The organism is Micromonospora sp. NPDC049836 (assembly GCF_044465125.1).
Taxonomy (GTDB): Bacteria; Actinomycetota; Actinomycetes; order Mycobacteriales; family Micromonosporaceae; genus Micromonospora.
The window spans coordinates 453,314-468,597 of sequence record NZ_JBITLH010000006.1 but is presented as its reverse complement, the minus strand read 5'-3'; the positions used below and the strand labels follow the sequence as shown (position 1 = coordinate 468,597).

The window sequence follows — 15,284 nt, the reverse complement described above, 5'->3', positions numbered from 1 at the left end:
CAGCCAGCAAAAACTGACCAGTCCGGGGTATAAAACAATTGGCACTGGCTTTACAAGCACCCTGTTGAGTTCTCAAAGAACAACCACACACCATCGGAAAACCCCACACCGTGGAGCCCCCATCCGGGGCAAGCCATTCAACCGCACCCATCCGCTCTCGCGCCGGGCACTTTTACTACGTTACCCGGTGGTTTCCGCCGTGTCAAACCGGTGTTTCGCGGTTTGCCGTGCTTCCGCCCCTTTTCCGGGCACCCCGATTCATCCGACTTCCGTCGGCTGTTCCGGAGATTTCAGCAGGACGGCCGCCGCGGTTTTCCCGCTCACTCGTCCGTGTCCCTGCCGGTCGACCACCTTACCCGGTCGGTTCCGCCTCGCCAAATCCGCCCTGCGGCGAATCCGGGGCCCCGCCCGGTCCAGGTCCCGATGGCCGTCAGCCATCCGCACCCGGCGGTCATTCGTTGCCACCCGGCCGGCTGCGCGACCCGTGGTCACACCGCCCGGTCCAGGCTCACGCCGGTAGACGACCCGGTGGAACCCGATGGCATTTCCCGCGCTCCGGCCTTTTCGGCTTTCGCCTGTTTCGTCCGTTCCGCGCTGGCAGAGAGAAAGTTACGCGCCCAGCGGATTGATCGTCAAATCCGCTGGGCGCGTCCCGCGTCACACCGTCGACCGATGACTATCCGCGCAGCTCGACGCCCGCGAAACTGCGCTTGCCGCGGCGCAGCACCAGGTAACGCCCGTGCAGCAGGTCCGCTTCCGACACAGTGGCGTCCACCGCCGCGATACGCGTGTTGTTGACGTACGCGCCGCCCTCGGCGATCACCCGGCGGGCCTCCTTCATGCTCGGCACCAGCCCGGACTCCTTGAGCAGGCCGGCCACGTCCGGCAGCTCGGTGACGTGCACCAGGCCGGCCTCGGTCAGCGCCGCGCGCAGCGTCTCCGGGGTCAGCTCGTCGAGCGAGCCCCGGCCGAACAGCGCCTGGCTCGCGGCCACCGCCTGGGCCATCTCCCGCTCGCCGTGCACCAGGGCGGTCAGCTCCTCGGCGAGCGCCCGCTGGGCCAGCCTCGCCTGCGGCCGCTCCGCCGTCGCCTTCTCCAACTCCTCCAGCTCCTCGCGCGAGCGGAAGCTGAAGTAGCGCAGGTAGCGGGTGACGTCCCGGTCGTCGGCGTTGACCCAGAACTGGTAGAAGGCGTACGGGCTGGTCATCTCCGGGTCGAGCCAGACGGCGCCGCCCTCGGTCTTGCCGAACTTGGTGCCGTCGGCCTTGGTCACCAGCGGCGTCACGAACGCCTGCACCGGCCCGGCCCCCCGGCGGCGCACGTAGTCCACGCCGGCGGTGATGTTGCCCCACTGGTCGGAGCCGCCGTACTGGAGCTGGCAGCCGTGCCGGCGGTGCAGCTCGAAGAAGTCGTTGGCCTGCAACAGCTGGTAGCTGAACTCGGTGAAGCTGATGCCGGTGTCCAGCCGGGCCTTGACCACCTCGCGGGCCAGCATCTTGTTCACCGGGAAGTGCTTGCCGACGTCCCGGAGGAACTCCACCACCGACATCGCGCCGGTCCAGTCCAGGTTGTTGACCAGTTGGGCGGCGTTCGCGCCGGTGTAGGAGACGAACGGGGAGAGCTGCTCCCGGATCCGCTGCACCCAGCCGGCGACCACCTCGGGCGGGTTGAGGGTGCGCTCGGCGCTCTCCTTCGGGTCGCCGATCTGGCCGGTCGCCCCGCCCACCAGCAGCAGCGGGCGGTGTCCGGCGAGCTGCAGCCGGCGGGCCGTGGCGACCTGCATGAGATGGCCGACGTGCAGGCTCGGGGCGGTCGGATCGAAGCCCACATAGAAGGTGGCGCTCCCGCCGTCGAGCAGCTCGCGCAGCTCGTCGAGGCCGGTCGAGTCCTGGATCAGGCCCCGCCACCGCAGGTCTTCGGTCAGGGAGTCCCGCCCGTGCGGGAGGTTGCTCTCGGTCACGGTCACCAATTCTCCCCCATGCCCGGCGCCGGACCGTAGCGGGTTTGCCCGACCGGGCGGGACTAGGCTGGCGGTCCACCGGAGTGGAGGAGCAGCCGTGGTGGAGATGCCGGACGTGACCGGGGGCTTCGTGGCCCTGCTCGGGCTGAAGTTCGACGAGGTCAGTGGGGACCGGGTGGTGATCCGCTGGCAGGTCCGGCCGGAGCTGCACCAGCCGTACGGGATCCAGCACGGCGGGGTCTACTGCGCGGTGGTGGAGACGGCGGCCAGCATCGGTGGCGCCCTGTGGCTGGGCGACCAGGGCAAGGTGGTGGGGGTCGCCAACCAGACCGACTTCCTGCGCGCGGTCCGCGACGGGGAGCTGACCGCGGTGGGCACGCCGATCCACCGGGGTCGCAGCCAGCAGCTCTGGCTCGTGGAGATCACCGACGAGGGCGGCCGGCTGGTGTCGCGCGGGCAGGTACGGCTGCAGAACCTCACCGGCGCCTGACCGGGTACGGCGGCCTGCTCGATTCGCCCCAAAAGACCGCTCTGACGCGGTTATCGTCGCGGCGATGAGACCGCCCGCCGCCGGCCCGACGTGAGGAAGCTCTTCGCCGCCACGCTCGGTGTCCTCTCCGCCATCGGCGGCTTCGTGGACATCGGTGACCTGGTGGCGGCGAGCCAGGCCGGCGCGCGCTTCGGCCTGGCCCACGCCTGGGTGCTGCTGGTCGGGGTGCTGGGCATCTGCGCGTACGCGGAAATGGCCGGCCGGATCGCGGCGGTGAGCGGCCGGGCGGTCTTCGACCTGGTCCGGGAACGGCTCGGGCCGCGGGTGGCGCTGCTCAATCTGGTGGCGTCCTGGCTGGTCACGGTGATCACCCTGGCGGCCGAACTGGGTGGGGTGGCGCTCGCGCTGCAACTGGCCAGCGGGTGGAGCTACCTGCTCTGGGTGCCGCTGGCCGGGGTGGCGGTCTGGCTGGTGCTCTGGCGGATGCGCTTCGAGCTGATGGAGCGGGTGTTCGGGCTGGCCGGGTTGGCGCTGCTGGTCTTCGCCGTCGCGCTGTTCGCGCTGCCGACCGACTGGGCGCGGCTCGGGCACCAGGCGGTCCAGATCAGCTCCGCCGGGCAGGGCTGGTCGGTGTACTGGTTCGTGGCGGTGGCGCTCTTCGCCTCCACGGTCAGCCCGTACGAGGTGTTCTTCTTCTCCTCGGGCGGGGTGGAGGAGCGGTGGAGCGCGGCGGACCTGGCGCACGCCCGCTCCAACGTGCTCATCGGCTTCCCGGTCGGCGGGTTCCTGGCGCTGTCCCTGATCGCGGTCGCCGCGGTGGCGTACCACCCGTCGGGGTCGTCGCTGGACAGCCTGGACCAGGTGGCCCGGCCGGTGGTGACCGCGTTCGGCGGCGCCGGGCTGGCGGTGGCGGTGCTGGCGTTCTTCGCGGTGACCTTCGGCGCCGCGCTGGAGACCGGGCTGTCCGCGGCGTACGCGGCGGCGCAGTACTTCGGCTGGCAGTGGGGCAAGCGGGTCAGCCCGCGGGAGGCGGCCCGCTTCCACAGCGTGCTCCTGGTCAGCGTGCTGCTCGGGGTGATCATGCTGATGACCACGGTCGACCCGGTCCGGCTCACCGAGTACATGCTGGTGCTCAGCGCGGTGGTGCTGCCGCTGACCTACCTGCCGATCCTGGTGGTGGCCAACGACCGTGGCTACCTGGGCGACCGGGTCAACGGGTGGTGGACCAACCTGCTCGGGGCGCTCTTCCTGCTGCTCATCGTCGCCGCGTCGGTGGCGGCGATCCCGTTGGCGATCATCACGAGGATGGGACAGTGAGGGTTCAGCTGGCCAAGCAACTGCTCGACCGGCAGATCGTGGACGTCGACGGCCGGCTGGTCGGCCGGGTCGACGACCTCGGCTTCGCGGTCGACGCCGAGGGCGTCCCGTACGTGGACTGCCTGCTCAGCGGCCACGCGGCGCTCGGGCGGCGGGTCGGCGGCCGGATCGGGCGGATCCTGGTCGCGGTGGCCGACCGGTTCACCGACCAGCCGCCGGCGCCGCCCCGGCGGATCCCGCTCACGCTGATCGACCGGGTGGGCAGCGCGGTCCGGTTGCGCTGCCGGGTCGCCGACCTGCCACCCTCGCCGGTCGAGTCGTGGCTGCGGCAGCATCTCGTCGACCGGATCCCGGGGTCGGCCCGTGCGAGCGGGTGAGCTGCTCGGCCGGACCGCGTACGACCTGCGGGGCCGGCGGCTCGGTCGGGTGGTCGACGTGGTGGTCCGGGGCGGGTGGCCGCCACAGCGGCTGCGGATCACCGACGTGATCGTGGCCGGGCACTGGTGGACCCGGGTCAGCGGACGGCTCATCGGGCCGGAGCTGCACCCGTCCGGGCCGTGGCTGCTGCGCGCCGTGGCCCGGGTGCTGGGCCGCAGCACCCGGCAGGTGCCGGCCGACACGGTGCAGCTCCGACCGCCGGTGCCCGGCTTTCCGTTCGGCCCGCCGGCCGGGCGGGACGGCTGAGCCGTTCCCGGCCGGACCCGACGGCCCGGACGGGCGGGACGCGCACCCGGCCGGGTAGGTCAGCCGCGGGCCTCGTCGAGGACCGGCGGCGCGCTCTCCCCGGCCTCGTCGGGGTGAGGCTGGTCGGCGCCGCGGCGCACCCGCACCTCGGTGATCGCGTGGTGTTCCACCCCGCCGACGGCCAGTTCCCAGCCGTCGACGGTGACCCGCTCCCCCGCCACCGTCGGGATGTGCCCGAGGCAGCTGAGCACCAGCCCGGCGATGGTGGTGTAGTCGCCGGCCGGCCGGTTGGGCAGCTCGACGCCGAGTTCGGTGAGGTCGTGCACGGGGAAGGTGCCGGGCAGCACGAGGGTGCCGTCGTCCGCGGTGCGGACCGAGCCGAGATCCCGGTCGGTCTCGTCGTAGATCTCCCCGACGATCTCCTCGAGGATGTCCTCCAGGGTGACGATGCCGTCGACCGCGCCGCGCTCGTCCACCACCAGGGCGATGTGCTGGCGTTCCGCCTTGAACTGGCGCAGCGCGTCGACCACCGGCAGCGAGTCGGGCAGCAGCATCGGCGGGCGGGCGATCTCGTCGACCAGTCGGTCGTCCGGGACGCCGACCAGGTCGCGCAGGTGGATCACGCCGACCGCGTCGTCCAGGCCGCCGTGCCGGACCACCGGCGCCCGGGAGTGGCCGGTGGCGCCGAGGACCAGGCGGGCGGCCTCCGCGGTCGTCCCGCTGTCCAGGGTGAAGACCTGCAGGCGGGGTACGAGCACCGCGCGCAGCTGCCGGTCGGCGATCTCCACGGCGCCGGCGATGATGGTGCGCTGTTCCTTGGTGAAACCGTGGTTGCCGGCCACGATCTCGCGCAGCTCGTCCGGGCCGATCTCGTCCGGCTGGTGCGTCGGGTTGAGCCCGACCAGGCGGACCACCAGGTCGCTGGTAGCGCCGAGGGCCCAGACGGCCGGCCGGGTGAGACTGGCCAGCAGGTCGAGCGGGCGGGCCACGAGCAGGGCCCACCGCTCGGCGGACTGCATGGCGATGCGTTTCGGGGCCAGCTCGCCGAAGACCAGGGTGACGAAGGTCAGCACCAGGGTGACCGCGACGACGGCGACCGTCTCGGCGGCGTCGCCGAACCTACCGAGCAGCGGGACCAGGGGCTTGGCCAGGGAGACCGCCGCGGCGGCGGAGGCCAGGAAGCCGGCCAGGGTGATGCCGATCTGGATGGTGGCGAGGAAGCGGTTCGGGTCCTTGGCGAGCCGGGCCAGGGTACGGCCGGCCCGGCCGCTGCGTTCCAGCCGCTGGAGCTGGCTGTCGCGGAGCGAGACCAGGGCCATCTCGCTGCCGGCGAAGGCCGCGTTCACGATCACCAGAAATCCGACCAGGGCCAGTTGGCTCCAGTAGCTCTGCACGCCCGGTTCTCTCCCTCGACGGACCCGGGCCGGCCGTCGTGGCCGCCCCGCCGCCACCCGGGGACCGGGCGGCGTCGGCCCCTCTGTGCCCCGTCGGCGGCAGGCCGAACCCTGCCCGGCGCCGGTGTCGAGGAGCTGCCGCTGCCCGGTCCGGCGCGGCGCCCGGGGCCGCCGCCCCGGACCGGGCGGCCCGCGAGGGCGTCTCCCTACCGGGCGGCGCGCCCGGGGTGCCTACCGGGCGGGCAGGTCGAGGACGTACGCGTCGCCCTCGCGGCGGAAGCCGAGCCGGTGGTAGTAGGGGGCGACCATCCCGGGCGGGCTGACCACCCGGCGGAAGCCGCGGTCGGTGAACAGCCGGCTGCGCCGGTAGACGAACTCGCCCGGGGTCAGGTCGCGGAACGGCGGGGTGACGTAGTCCAGGTCGATCTGGGCGACCCCACCGCCCTCGGCGTGCGACACCACCACGCCGACCACCTCGTCGGCGCGGACCACCAGGAAGGCCGACCGGCCGGCGGCCGGCTCCCAGCGGAAGTCGGGGTTGAACCGGGCGATGTCGGCGGCGTGCACCCGCAGGGTGTGGGCCAGGAACGCGTCGTCGGTGCCCACCTCGACCACCTGGTAGGTCTGCTCGTCGTGCCGGGTGGCGAGCATCGTCCGCAGGTACCAGACGTTGATCACGGCGAGCACCACGTTCAGCCCGACCATGGGCCACACGTGCACCGCCGCGTTGTAGCCGATCAGGATGAGGCAGCCGAGCAGGTTGAGCGCGCGCAGCCGCAGGATGCGGGTCTGCAGCAGCGACCAGACCAGCAGCGCGGAGCCGGCCCAGCCGACGAGTTCCAGCCAGTTCACCCGGGGGAGACTAGTCGCCGCGCTGGTCAGCCGCCCCGGCGGGCAGCTCCAGCAGGTACTCCTCGATCTCGGCGTGGCGGGCCGCGGCGTACCCGGAGTCCTCGCCGACCACGACGAAGCCGCACTTGCGCAGCACGGCGAGGGAGGCGGCGTTGTCCTTCGCGGCCCGGGCGTACACCGGCCGCTGCGGCAGCTCACGCAGCAGCGCGGCGAGCGCCGCGGTGGCGTGGCCGCGGCCCCACCGGGCCGAGTCGATCCAGTAGCTGACCTCGGTGCGGTCGCCCACCGGGAAGGCGGCGACGCGCCCGACCACCTCGCCGTCCACCGTCACCGTCCGGTTGACGATGCGCTCGTCGGCCCGGATGCGGGCCCAGTGGGCGTCGAAGGCGGCCCGGTCGGCGGGGTCCTTCGCGACGAACGCGGCCATCCAGCTGGCCTGCGGGTCCTGCTCGTGGGCGAAGAACGCGGACAGGTCGTCGTCGTGGACCGGGCGGAGTCGCACCTCGTTGCTCATCGCCGGAGGGTACGTCGGCCCACCGACGCTTTCGGGACCTCTGGCCCGGCCGCCGTCCCGTCCGGCCCTGCCGCGGCGGCCCAGCGCATCGGTACGAAGGAATGGGACACCGGGTCCCGCGAGGCGCCGACTGGAGGCCGGACCATGCCGAAGTATGTCTACGACTTCATCGAGGGTGACCGGAGCCGGGCCGACCTGCTGGGCGGCAAGGGCGCGAACCTGGCCGAGATGACCCGGCTGGGGCTGCCCGTCCCGCCCGGATTCACCATCAGCACCGACGCCTGCCGGGCGTTCCTGGCCACCGGCTCCCCGCCGGACGGGCTCTTCCGCGAGGTGCACGCCCACCTGCGCGAGGTCGAGGCCCGGCTGGACCGGCGACTCGGCGACCCGCACGAGCCGCTGCTGCTGGCGGTCCGCTCCGGCGGCCGGTACTCGATGCCGGGGATGATGGAGACGATCCTCGACATCGGGCTCAACGACACCACCGTCGGCGGGCTCGCCGCCCACAGCGGCGACGAACGGTTCGCCTGGGACTCGTACCGGCGGTTGATCCAGATGTTCGGTCGCACCGTGCACGGCATCCCGGCCGAGGAGTTCGAGCTCGAGCTGGAGGCGGTGCGGGCCACCGCCGGACCCGGCGGGCCGGACGCCGGGCAGTTGCGCGACCTGGTCGACACGTACAAGAAGATCTTCGCCCGGCACACCGGGCACGACTTCCCGCAGGCCCCGCACGAGCAGCTCTTCCTGGCCATCCGCGCGGTGTTCGAGTCATGGCACGCCGAGCGCGCCCGGATCTACCGGCGCCAGGAGCACATCCCGGACGACCTGGGCACGGCGGTCAACGTGATGGCGATGGTCTTCGGCAACCTCGGCCCGGACTCGGGCACCGGGGTCGCGTTCACCCGCGACCCGGCCACCGGCGCGCCCGGGGTGTACGGCGACTACCTGACCGACGCGCAGGGCGAGGACGTGGTGGCCGGCATCCGCAACACCATCCCACTGCCGGAGCTGGCCCGGATCGACCCGGTCAGCTTCCGCCGGCTGCGGGAGATCATGGCGACGCTGGAGCGGCACTACCGGGACCTGTGCGACATCGAGTTCACCATCGAGCGCGGCCGGCTGTGGATGTTGCAGACCCGGGTCGGCAAGCGGACCGCCGCGGCCGCGTTCGTGATCGCCGCGCAGCTGGTCGACGAGGGTGTGATCACGGCGGACGAGGCGCTGACCCGGGTCACCGGGGCGCAGCTCGCCCAGCTGATGTTCCCCGCGTTCGACCTCACCGGCGCGCCCGAGCCGCTCGCCGTCGGGGTGGGCGCCTCGCCCGGCGCCGCGGTCGGCCGGGTGGTGTTCGACTCGGCCGCCGCCGTGGCCGCCGGCGAGCCGGTGATCCTGGTCCGCCGGGAGACCAACCCGGACGACCTGCCCGGCATGATCGCCGCGGCCGGGGTGCTCACCTCGCGCGGCGGGAAGACCTCGCACGCCGCCGTGGTGGCCCGCGGCATGGGCCGAACCTGCGTGTGCGGGGCCGAGGCGGTGCGGATCGACCCGCAGCGCGGCGAGCTGGCCGTCGGCGACCGGGTGGTGCACGCCGGCGACGTGATCTCCATCGACGGCACCAGCGGCCGGATCTGGCTCGGCGAGGTGCCGGTGCAGGCCTCCCCCGTCGCCCGTTACCTGGCCGGCGAGCTGAGCCCGCAGGCCGACCCGCTGGTCGCCGCCGTGCACCGGCTGCTCGGGCACGCGGACGCGGTCCGCAAGCTGGGGGTACGGGCCAACGCGGACACCCCGGCCGACGCCCGCCGGGCCCGCGACCTCGGCGCCGCCGGCATCGGCCTGTGCCGTACCGAGCACATGTTCCTCGGCGAGCGCCGCGAGCTGGTGGAGCGGCTGATCCTGGCCGACGGGCCGGCCGAACGCGAGGCGGCCCTCGCCGCGCTGCTGCCGTTGCAGCGGACCGACTTCGTGGGCCTCCTCGCCGCCATGGACGGGCTGCCGGTGACCATCCGGCTGCTCGACCCACCGCTGCACGAGTTCCTGCCCCCGCTGGTCGAGCTGACCGACCGGGTGGCCCGCGCCGAGGCGCGCGGCGCCGACCCGGGCCGGGACGCGACGCTGCTGGCCGCGGTGCGCCGGATGCACGAGACCAACCCGATGCTGGGGCTGCGCGGGGTCCGGCTCGGCCTGGTCGTGCCGGGGCTGTTCGCCATGCAGGTGCGGGCGGTGGCCGAGGCGGCCGCCGAGCGGGTCCGGGCCGGCGGCGACCCACGCCCGGAGATCATGGTGCCGCTCGTCGGGGACGTGCGGGAACTCGCCGCGGTCCGGGCCGAGGCGCAGTCGGTGCTGGCCGGTATCGACGGGGTGCCGGAGATCCCGATCGGCACCATGATCGAGGTGCCCCGGGCCGCGCTGACCGCCGGGGAGATCGCCGCCGAGGCGCGGTTCTTCTCCTTCGGCACCAACGACCTGACCCAGACCACCTGGGCGTTCTCCCGCGACGACGTGGAGGGCTCGTTCTTCGGGGCGTACCTGGAGCAGGGGATCTTCCCGGCGTCGCCGTTCGAGCGCCTCGACACCGCCGGCGTCGGGCGGCTGATCCGGCTGGCCGTCGCCGAGGGCCGGGCGGCCCGACCCGACCTGACCGTCGGGGTGTGCGGGGAGCACGGCGGCGACCCCGACTCGGTGGCGTTCTTCGCCCAGGCGGGGCTGGACTACGTGTCCTGCTCGCCGTACCGGGTGCCGATCGCCCGGCTGGCCGCCGGCCGGGCGGCCGTCGACGCCGACACCGGCACGTCCGACTCCCGATAGGAGGCAGCACGATGACCGCCATCTTCAACCCCACCGGGCTGGCCCAGGCGCCCCCGCTCCCCCGGCCCGCCCCGGCGCCCGCCCCGGCGCCCGCGGCGCCGGCCGCCGGGCCGGTCGGCCCGGTGCTGGAGCTGCCCGGCCCGTCCGCCACGGCGCTGGTGCCGGTGACCCAGGCGGGCCGGCCGGTCGGCGCGTTCGTGCTGTCCCGGGGGCGGGTCCGGTACCGGCCGGTGGTCGACCCGGACCAGCTCGTCGCGGCCGCCGCCGGGGCGTTCGCGGTCGCCGCCCTCACCACCGCCGTGGCGGTGCTGGCCCGCCGCCGGCCGCCGGCCATCGGCGCGGTCAGCATGGGGCCCGGCGGCTGGGTCAGCCTGCGCGGCGCCCGGGTGCCGGCGCTGCGGCCGGACCGGCGGCCCTGGTGGGCCCGGCTGCTGCGGGCCCGCCGGTTGGTCGTCGACCGTTGACCGGCGGCGCCGTGGGCAGTCGCTCCCCGGTTCGGGGGGCGACTGTCCACTGTTGACCGGCCGGATCGACCGGGGCGGGACCTTCGTCCCGGGCCGGGGCGGTCCTGCGCCTCTGCCCGGCCGGGGCCGCGCGGACCAGGCTGGTGGTGTAGGCGAGAGAACCAGTTCCGGGAGGCCCCCGATGCGTGCCAGTGTCGTCACCGCGTTCGACCGTCCGATGCAGATCCTCGACCGGGCCGTGCCCGAGCCCGGTCCCGGGCAGATCCTGGTCCGGATCGAAGCCAGCGGGCTCTGCCACACCGACATCCACGCCGCCCGGGGCGACTGGCCGGTCAAGCCCGCCCCGCCGTTCGTGCCCGGACACGAGGGCGTCGGCGTGGTCGAACGGCGCGGCCCCGGCGTCACCGAACACGTGGTCGGCGACCGGGTCGCCCTGCCGTGGCTCGGCTCGGCCTGCGGCACCTGCCGGTACTGCGTCGGCGGGTGGGAGACGCTCTGCGAGGCCCAGCTCAACACCGGCTACAGCGTCGACGGCGCGCACGCCGAGTACGCCGTCGCCGCGGCCCGCTACGCGGTCCGGGTGCCCGACGGGATCAACCCGTTCGAGGCCGCCCCGCTGACCTGCGCGGGCGTCACCACGTACAAGGCGGTCAAGGTCGCCGGCGTGCGGCCCGGCGACCGGGTGGCGATCTTCGGCATCGGCGGCCTCGGCCACCTGGCCCTGCAGTACGCCCAGCTCTTCGGCGGCGAGACCGTCGCCGTCGACGTCACCACCGACAAGCTGGCGCTGGCCACCGAACTGGGCGCCCGGCACACCGTCGACGCCGCCGGGCAGGACCCGGTCGCCGCGATCACCGCCCTCGGCGGGGTCGACGTGGCGATCGTGCTGGCCGCCAGCCCGCGGGTGATCGAGCAGGCCCACCGGTCGTTGCGCCGGGGCGGCCGACTGGTGCTGGTCTCGCTGCCCCGGGAGAACGCCATCACCCTGCCGGTCTTCGAGACGGTGCTCAAGGGCATCACGGTGGTCGGCTCGATCGTCGGCACCCGGGCCGACCTGGCCGAGGTGTTCGCCCTGCACGCCGCGGGCCGGACCCGGGTGGTCTACGAGGTCCGCAAGCTCGACGAGATCAACGAGGCGGTCGAGGACATCCTGGCCGGCCGGGTCGCCGCGCGGCTCGTGCTGCAGCCCTGACCACCGGGCCGGGCCGCCACCACCGGACGGCCCGGCCCGGTCCCGTACCCACCTGCCCGACGCTGGAAGGACGAGACCATGACAGCCACCGAAGCGCTGCACCCGTGGCGTGGATTCCGGGACGGGCCCTGGCGCGACACCATCGACGTGGCGGACTTCGTGCGCCGCAACCACGAGCCGTACCTCGGTGACGCCGACTTCCTCGCCGGCCCCACCGACCGCACCCGGCAGGTCTGGGGCCGGTTGCAGGCGATGTTCCCGGAGGAGCGGCGCCGCGGGGTGTACGACGTCGACGCCGCCACCCCGTCGACCATCACCTCGCACGGCCCCGGCTACATCGACCGGGAGCGGGAACTGATCGTCGGCCTGCAGACCGACGCGCCGCTGCGCCGGGCGATCATGCCGCAGGGCGGGCTGCGCATGGTGGAGACCGCGCTGCGGGCGTACGGCCGCGAGCCCGACCCGGACGTGCACCGGATCTTCACCCGGTACCGCCGGACCCACAACGACGCGGTGTTCGACGCCTATCCCGAGGACGTGCTGCGGGCCCGCCGGTCGCACGTGATCACCGGGCTGCCCGACGCGTACGGGCGGGGCCGGATCATCGGCGACTACCGCCGGGTGGCCCTGTACGGGGTGGACCGGCTGATCGCCGAGCGCCGCGCGCACAAGGCCGCCCTGGACGACCGGCCCTCCACCGACGAGGTGATCCGGGACCGGGAGGAGCTGGCCGAGCAGATCCGCGCGCTGGGCGAACTGAAGGAGATGGCCGCCGGGTACGGGTTCGACCTCTCCCGCCCGGCCGGCACCGGCCAGCAGGCGATCCAGTGGCTCTACTTCGCCTACCTGGCGGCGACGAAGGAGCAGAACGGCGCGGCCATGTCGCTGGGCCGCACCGCCGGCTTCGTCGACGTCTACCTGCGCCGGGACCTGGCCGAGGGGCGGCTCGACGAGACCGCCGCGCAGGAGCTGGTGGACGACTTCGTGATCAAGCTGCGGATCATCCGCTTCCTCCGCACCCCCGAGTACGACCAGCTCTTCTCCGGCGACCCGACCTGGGTCACCGAGACGCTCGGCGGGATGGACGCCGACGGCCGGCCCCTGGTCACCCGGACCGCCTTCCGCTACCTGCAGACCCTGTACAACCTGGGGCCGGCGCCCGAGCCGAACCTGACCGTGCTCTGGTCGCCGCGGCTGCCCGACGGGTTCAAGCGGTTCTGCGCCCAGGTGTCGCTGGACACCAGCGCCATCCAGTACGAGAACGACGAGCTGATCCGCCCCGCGTACGACGACGACACCGCGATCGCCTGCTGCGTGTCGGCCATGCGGGTGGGCCGGGACATGCAGTTCTTCGGCGCCCGGGCGAACCTGGCCAAGGCGCTGCTGTACGCGATCAACGGGGGCCGGGACGAGCTGACCGGCGAGCAGGTCGCCCCGCCCGCCCCGCCGGTCGGCGGGGAGACCCTGGACTACGACGAGGTCGTCGCCGCGTACGACCGGACGCTGGACTGGCTGGCCGAGACGTACGTGGACGCGTTGAACGTGATCCACCACCAGCACGACCGGTACGCCTACGAGCGGCTGGAGATGGCGCTGCACGACCACCCGGTGCGCCGGTTCATGGCCACCGGCATCGCCGGCCTCTCGGTCGCCGTGGACAGCCTCTCGGCGATCCGGTACGGGCGGGTCAAGGTGCTGCGCGACGAGACCGGGTTGGCCGTCGACTACGCGGTCGAGGGCGAGTTCCCGACCTACGGCAACAACGACGACCGGGCCGACGAGCTGGCGGTGCGGCTGGTGGAGACGTTCGCGGCGAAGCTGCGCCGGCAGCGCACCTACCGCGACGCCGAGCTGACCATGTCGGTGCTCACCATCACCTCGAACGTGGTCTACGGCCGGCACACCGGCAACACGCCGGACGGGCGGCGCGCCGGTGAGCCGTTCGCCCCGGGGGCGAACCCGATGAACGGTCGGGACACCCACGGCCTGGTCGCCGCGGCGCTGTCGGTGGCGAAGCTGCCGTACGACGCGGCCCGGGACGGCATCTCGCTGACCGGCACGGTCACCCCGGACGGCCTGGGCCACACCCGGCAGGAGCGGATCACCAACCTGGCCGGGGTGCTGGACGGCTACACCGACGCCGGCGGCTTCCACCTCAACGTCAACGTGCTCGACCGCGACACGCTGGTCGACGCGATGGCCCACCCGGAGCGCTACCCGCAGCTCACCGTCCGGGTCTCCGGGTACGCGGTGAACTTCGTCCGGCTCACCCCGGAGCAGCAGCGGGACGTGATCTCGCGGACCTTCCACGGGTCGCTGTGACCGGCCGGCCCCCACCCGCGCACCCCGCCGCCACCCCGGCGGCGGGGCCGCGCGGCGGCGCGCCGGTCGGGGCGGTGCACTCCTGGGACACCTCGGTCGGGGTGGACGGGCCGGGCACCCGCTTCGTCGTCTTCCTGGCCGGCTGCCCGCTGCGCTGCCGGTACTGCCACAGCCCGGACACCTGGTACCGGCGTAGCGGGCGGACCCGGACGGTGGACGAGGTGCTGGCCGAGGTGGCCCGCTACCGGCGGTTCATCGAGGTGGCCGGCGGCGGCGTCACGATCAGCGGCGGGGAGCCGCTGCTGCAACCCCGGTTCACCGGGGAGGTGCTGCGCCGCTGCCACGCGCTGGGCCTGCACACCGCGCTGGACACCTCCGGCTTCCTCGGCGTCCGCGCCGACGACGCCCTGCTGGAGGCCACCGACCTGGTGCTGCTGGACATCAAGGCCGGGAACCCGGTGACGTACCGGCGGGTGACCGGCACCGGCCGGCTGGCGCCGACGCTGCGCTTCGCCCGCCGGCTGGCCGACCGGGGCACCCCGATGTGGATCCGGTACGTGCTGGTGCCGGGGCTGACCGACGACGCCGACGACGTGGACCGGGTGGCCGACGTGGCCGCCGGGCTGGCCACCGTGGCCCGCGTCGAGGTGCTGCCGTTCCACCGGCTGGGCGCGCACAAGTACGCCGAGCTGGGCCTCGCCTTCCCGCTGGCGGACACCGCGCCGCCGACCCCGGAGCTGCTGGCCCGGGTGCGGGGCCAGTTCGCCGCCCGCGGCCTGACCGTCACCTGAGCGACCCGCTCGCCCGGCCCGGTGCCGTACTAGGATCGGGGGCATGTTCACCGCCGCCCGGCCGCGTCGCCGCCCGACCTCGCGGGTCCGGAGCCTGGTCGCGAGCGCGACCGGGGCCAAGGCCACCGGCGCGAAGGCCACCGGGGCCAAGGCCATCGGCGCGAAGGCGACCGGGGCGAAGGCCATCGGCGCGAAGGCGACCGGGGCGCAGGCCATCGGCGCGCAGGCGACCGGTGCGGGAGCCGTCGGGGCCGCGGCCACCGGCGCGCAGGCGACCGGTGCGGGAGCCGTCGGGGCCGCGGCCACCGGCGCGCTGGCCCTCGGGGCGGTCGCCCTGGGCGCCGCCGCGCTCGGCGCGGTGGCGGTGGGTGCGCTCGCCATCGGCCGGCTGGCCGTGCGCCGCGCGGTGATCCGCGAGCTGCGCATCGGCCGGCTGGAGGTCACCGAACTGGTCGTCCGGCGCGACGCCGGCCCGGGCGACGAGTGACCCGCTCGCGGC

Annotated in this window: 14 protein-coding genes; 10 read left to right on the top strand and 4 right to left on the bottom strand. The window is 74.1% G+C overall.

Going from position 1 to position 15,284, the window contains the following annotated elements; all coding sequences use genetic code 11:
* Positions 1-676: 676 nt before the first annotated feature.
* Positions 677-1,966 carry a tyrosine--tRNA ligase gene (gene tyrS / locus ACIBPB_RS19550; RefSeq protein WP_396840960.1) on the bottom strand — a complete coding sequence of 430 codons (1,290 nt, stop codon included), beginning with the start codon at positions 1,964-1,966 and terminating at the stop codon, positions 677-679.
* Between the two features lie 100 nt (positions 1,967-2,066).
* On the opposite strand from tyrS, the gene ACIBPB_RS19545 reads away from it, so the two are divergent.
* From ACIBPB_RS19545 to ACIBPB_RS19530, 4 genes are all read left to right on the top strand, one after another.
* Positions 2,067-2,450, top strand: coding sequence for a PaaI family thioesterase (locus ACIBPB_RS19545; RefSeq protein ID WP_396840979.1), 384 nt, complete (start codon positions 2,067-2,069; stop codon positions 2,448-2,450).
* Positions 2,451-2,540: 90 nt separating this feature from the next.
* Positions 2,541-3,767, top strand: coding sequence for an NRAMP family divalent metal transporter (locus ACIBPB_RS19540; protein WP_396840959.1), 1,227 nt, complete (start codon positions 2,541-2,543; stop codon positions 3,765-3,767).
* A complete protein-coding gene (locus tag ACIBPB_RS19535) occupies positions 3,764-4,144 on the top strand; it encodes a hypothetical protein (RefSeq protein WP_396840958.1) in 381 nt (126 codons plus the stop codon). The genes ACIBPB_RS19540 and ACIBPB_RS19535 overlap by 4 nt, the downstream gene beginning before the upstream one ends.
* Positions 4,131-4,451, top strand: a complete 321-nt coding sequence (locus ACIBPB_RS19530) for a PRC-barrel domain containing protein (protein WP_396840957.1) — start codon at positions 4,131-4,133, stop codon at positions 4,449-4,451. The genes ACIBPB_RS19535 and ACIBPB_RS19530 overlap by 14 nt, the downstream gene beginning before the upstream one ends.
* A 59-nt stretch (positions 4,452-4,510) precedes the next feature.
* Here ACIBPB_RS19530 and ACIBPB_RS19525 read toward each other — a convergent pair whose 3' ends face one another.
* The 3 genes from ACIBPB_RS19525 to ACIBPB_RS19515 all read right to left on the bottom strand — a co-directional run bounded on the left by ACIBPB_RS19525 (position 4,511) and on the right by ACIBPB_RS19515 (position 7,211).
* Positions 4,511-5,845 carry a hemolysin family protein gene (locus tag ACIBPB_RS19525; RefSeq protein ID WP_396840956.1) on the bottom strand — a complete coding sequence of 445 codons (1,335 nt, stop codon included), beginning with the start codon at positions 5,843-5,845 and terminating at the stop codon, positions 4,511-4,513.
* A 231-nt stretch (positions 5,846-6,076) separates the two neighbouring features.
* Positions 6,077-6,697, bottom strand: coding sequence for a hypothetical protein (locus ACIBPB_RS19520; RefSeq protein ID WP_396840955.1), 621 nt, complete (start codon positions 6,695-6,697; stop codon positions 6,077-6,079).
* A 10-nt stretch (positions 6,698-6,707) separates the two neighbouring features.
* The gene (locus ACIBPB_RS19515; protein WP_396840954.1) at positions 6,708-7,211 is read right to left on the bottom strand and encodes a GNAT family N-acetyltransferase; all 504 of its coding nucleotides are present in this window, start codon (positions 7,209-7,211) and stop codon (positions 6,708-6,710) included.
* A 144-nt stretch (positions 7,212-7,355) separates the two neighbouring features.
* On the opposite strand from ACIBPB_RS19515, the gene ppdK reads away from it, so the two are divergent.
* From ppdK to ACIBPB_RS19485, 6 genes are all read left to right on the top strand, one after another.
* Positions 7,356-10,016 (top strand): pyruvate, phosphate dikinase, encoded by a 2,661-nt coding sequence (gene ppdK / locus ACIBPB_RS19510; RefSeq protein ID WP_396840953.1) that lies wholly within the window; start codon positions 7,356-7,358, stop codon positions 10,014-10,016.
* Between the two features lie 11 nt (positions 10,017-10,027).
* The gene (locus ACIBPB_RS19505; protein ID WP_396840952.1) at positions 10,028-10,480 is read left to right on the top strand and encodes a hypothetical protein; all 453 of its coding nucleotides are present in this window, start codon (positions 10,028-10,030) and stop codon (positions 10,478-10,480) included.
* A gap of 181 nt (positions 10,481-10,661) precedes the next feature.
* Entirely contained in the window at positions 10,662-11,672 is a 1,011-nt protein-coding gene (locus ACIBPB_RS19500) for a zinc-dependent alcohol dehydrogenase (protein WP_396840951.1), read from the top strand.
* A gap of 78 nt (positions 11,673-11,750) precedes the next feature.
* A complete protein-coding gene (gene pflB / locus ACIBPB_RS19495) occupies positions 11,751-13,994 on the top strand; it encodes a formate C-acetyltransferase (RefSeq protein ID WP_396840950.1) in 2,244 nt (747 codons plus the stop codon).
* Complete coding sequence (gene pflA / locus ACIBPB_RS19490; RefSeq protein WP_396840949.1) at positions 13,991-14,785, top strand: pyruvate formate-lyase-activating protein; 795 nt, start codon at positions 13,991-13,993, stop codon at positions 14,783-14,785. Before pflB ends, pflA begins: the two co-directional genes overlap by 4 nt.
* 43 nt (positions 14,786-14,828) lie before the next feature.
* Positions 14,829-15,272 (top strand): hypothetical protein, encoded by a 444-nt coding sequence (locus ACIBPB_RS19485; protein WP_396840948.1) that lies wholly within the window; start codon positions 14,829-14,831, stop codon positions 15,270-15,272.
* The last annotated feature ends 12 nt before the right edge of the window (positions 15,273-15,284 follow it).

Coding starts and splice junctions, on each gene's coding strand:
- ACIBPB_RS19545 (WP_396840979.1), top strand. CDS start 2,067: ATGCCGGACGTGACCGGGGGCTTCGTGGCCCTGCTCGGGCTGAAGTTC.
- ACIBPB_RS19515 (WP_396840954.1), bottom strand. CDS start 7,211: ATGAGCAACGAGGTGCGACTCCGCCCGGTCCACGACGACGACCTGTCC.
- ppdK (WP_396840953.1), top strand. CDS start 7,356: ATGCCGAAGTATGTCTACGACTTCATCGAGGGTGACCGGAGCCGGGCC.
- ACIBPB_RS19505 (WP_396840952.1), top strand. CDS start 10,028: ATGACCGCCATCTTCAACCCCACCGGGCTGGCCCAGGCGCCCCCGCTC.
- ACIBPB_RS19500 (WP_396840951.1), top strand. CDS start 10,662: ATGCGTGCCAGTGTCGTCACCGCGTTCGACCGTCCGATGCAGATCCTC.
- pflB (WP_396840950.1), top strand. CDS start 11,751: ATGACAGCCACCGAAGCGCTGCACCCGTGGCGTGGATTCCGGGACGGG.
- ACIBPB_RS19485 (WP_396840948.1), top strand. CDS start 14,829: ATGTTCACCGCCGCCCGGCCGCGTCGCCGCCCGACCTCGCGGGTCCGG.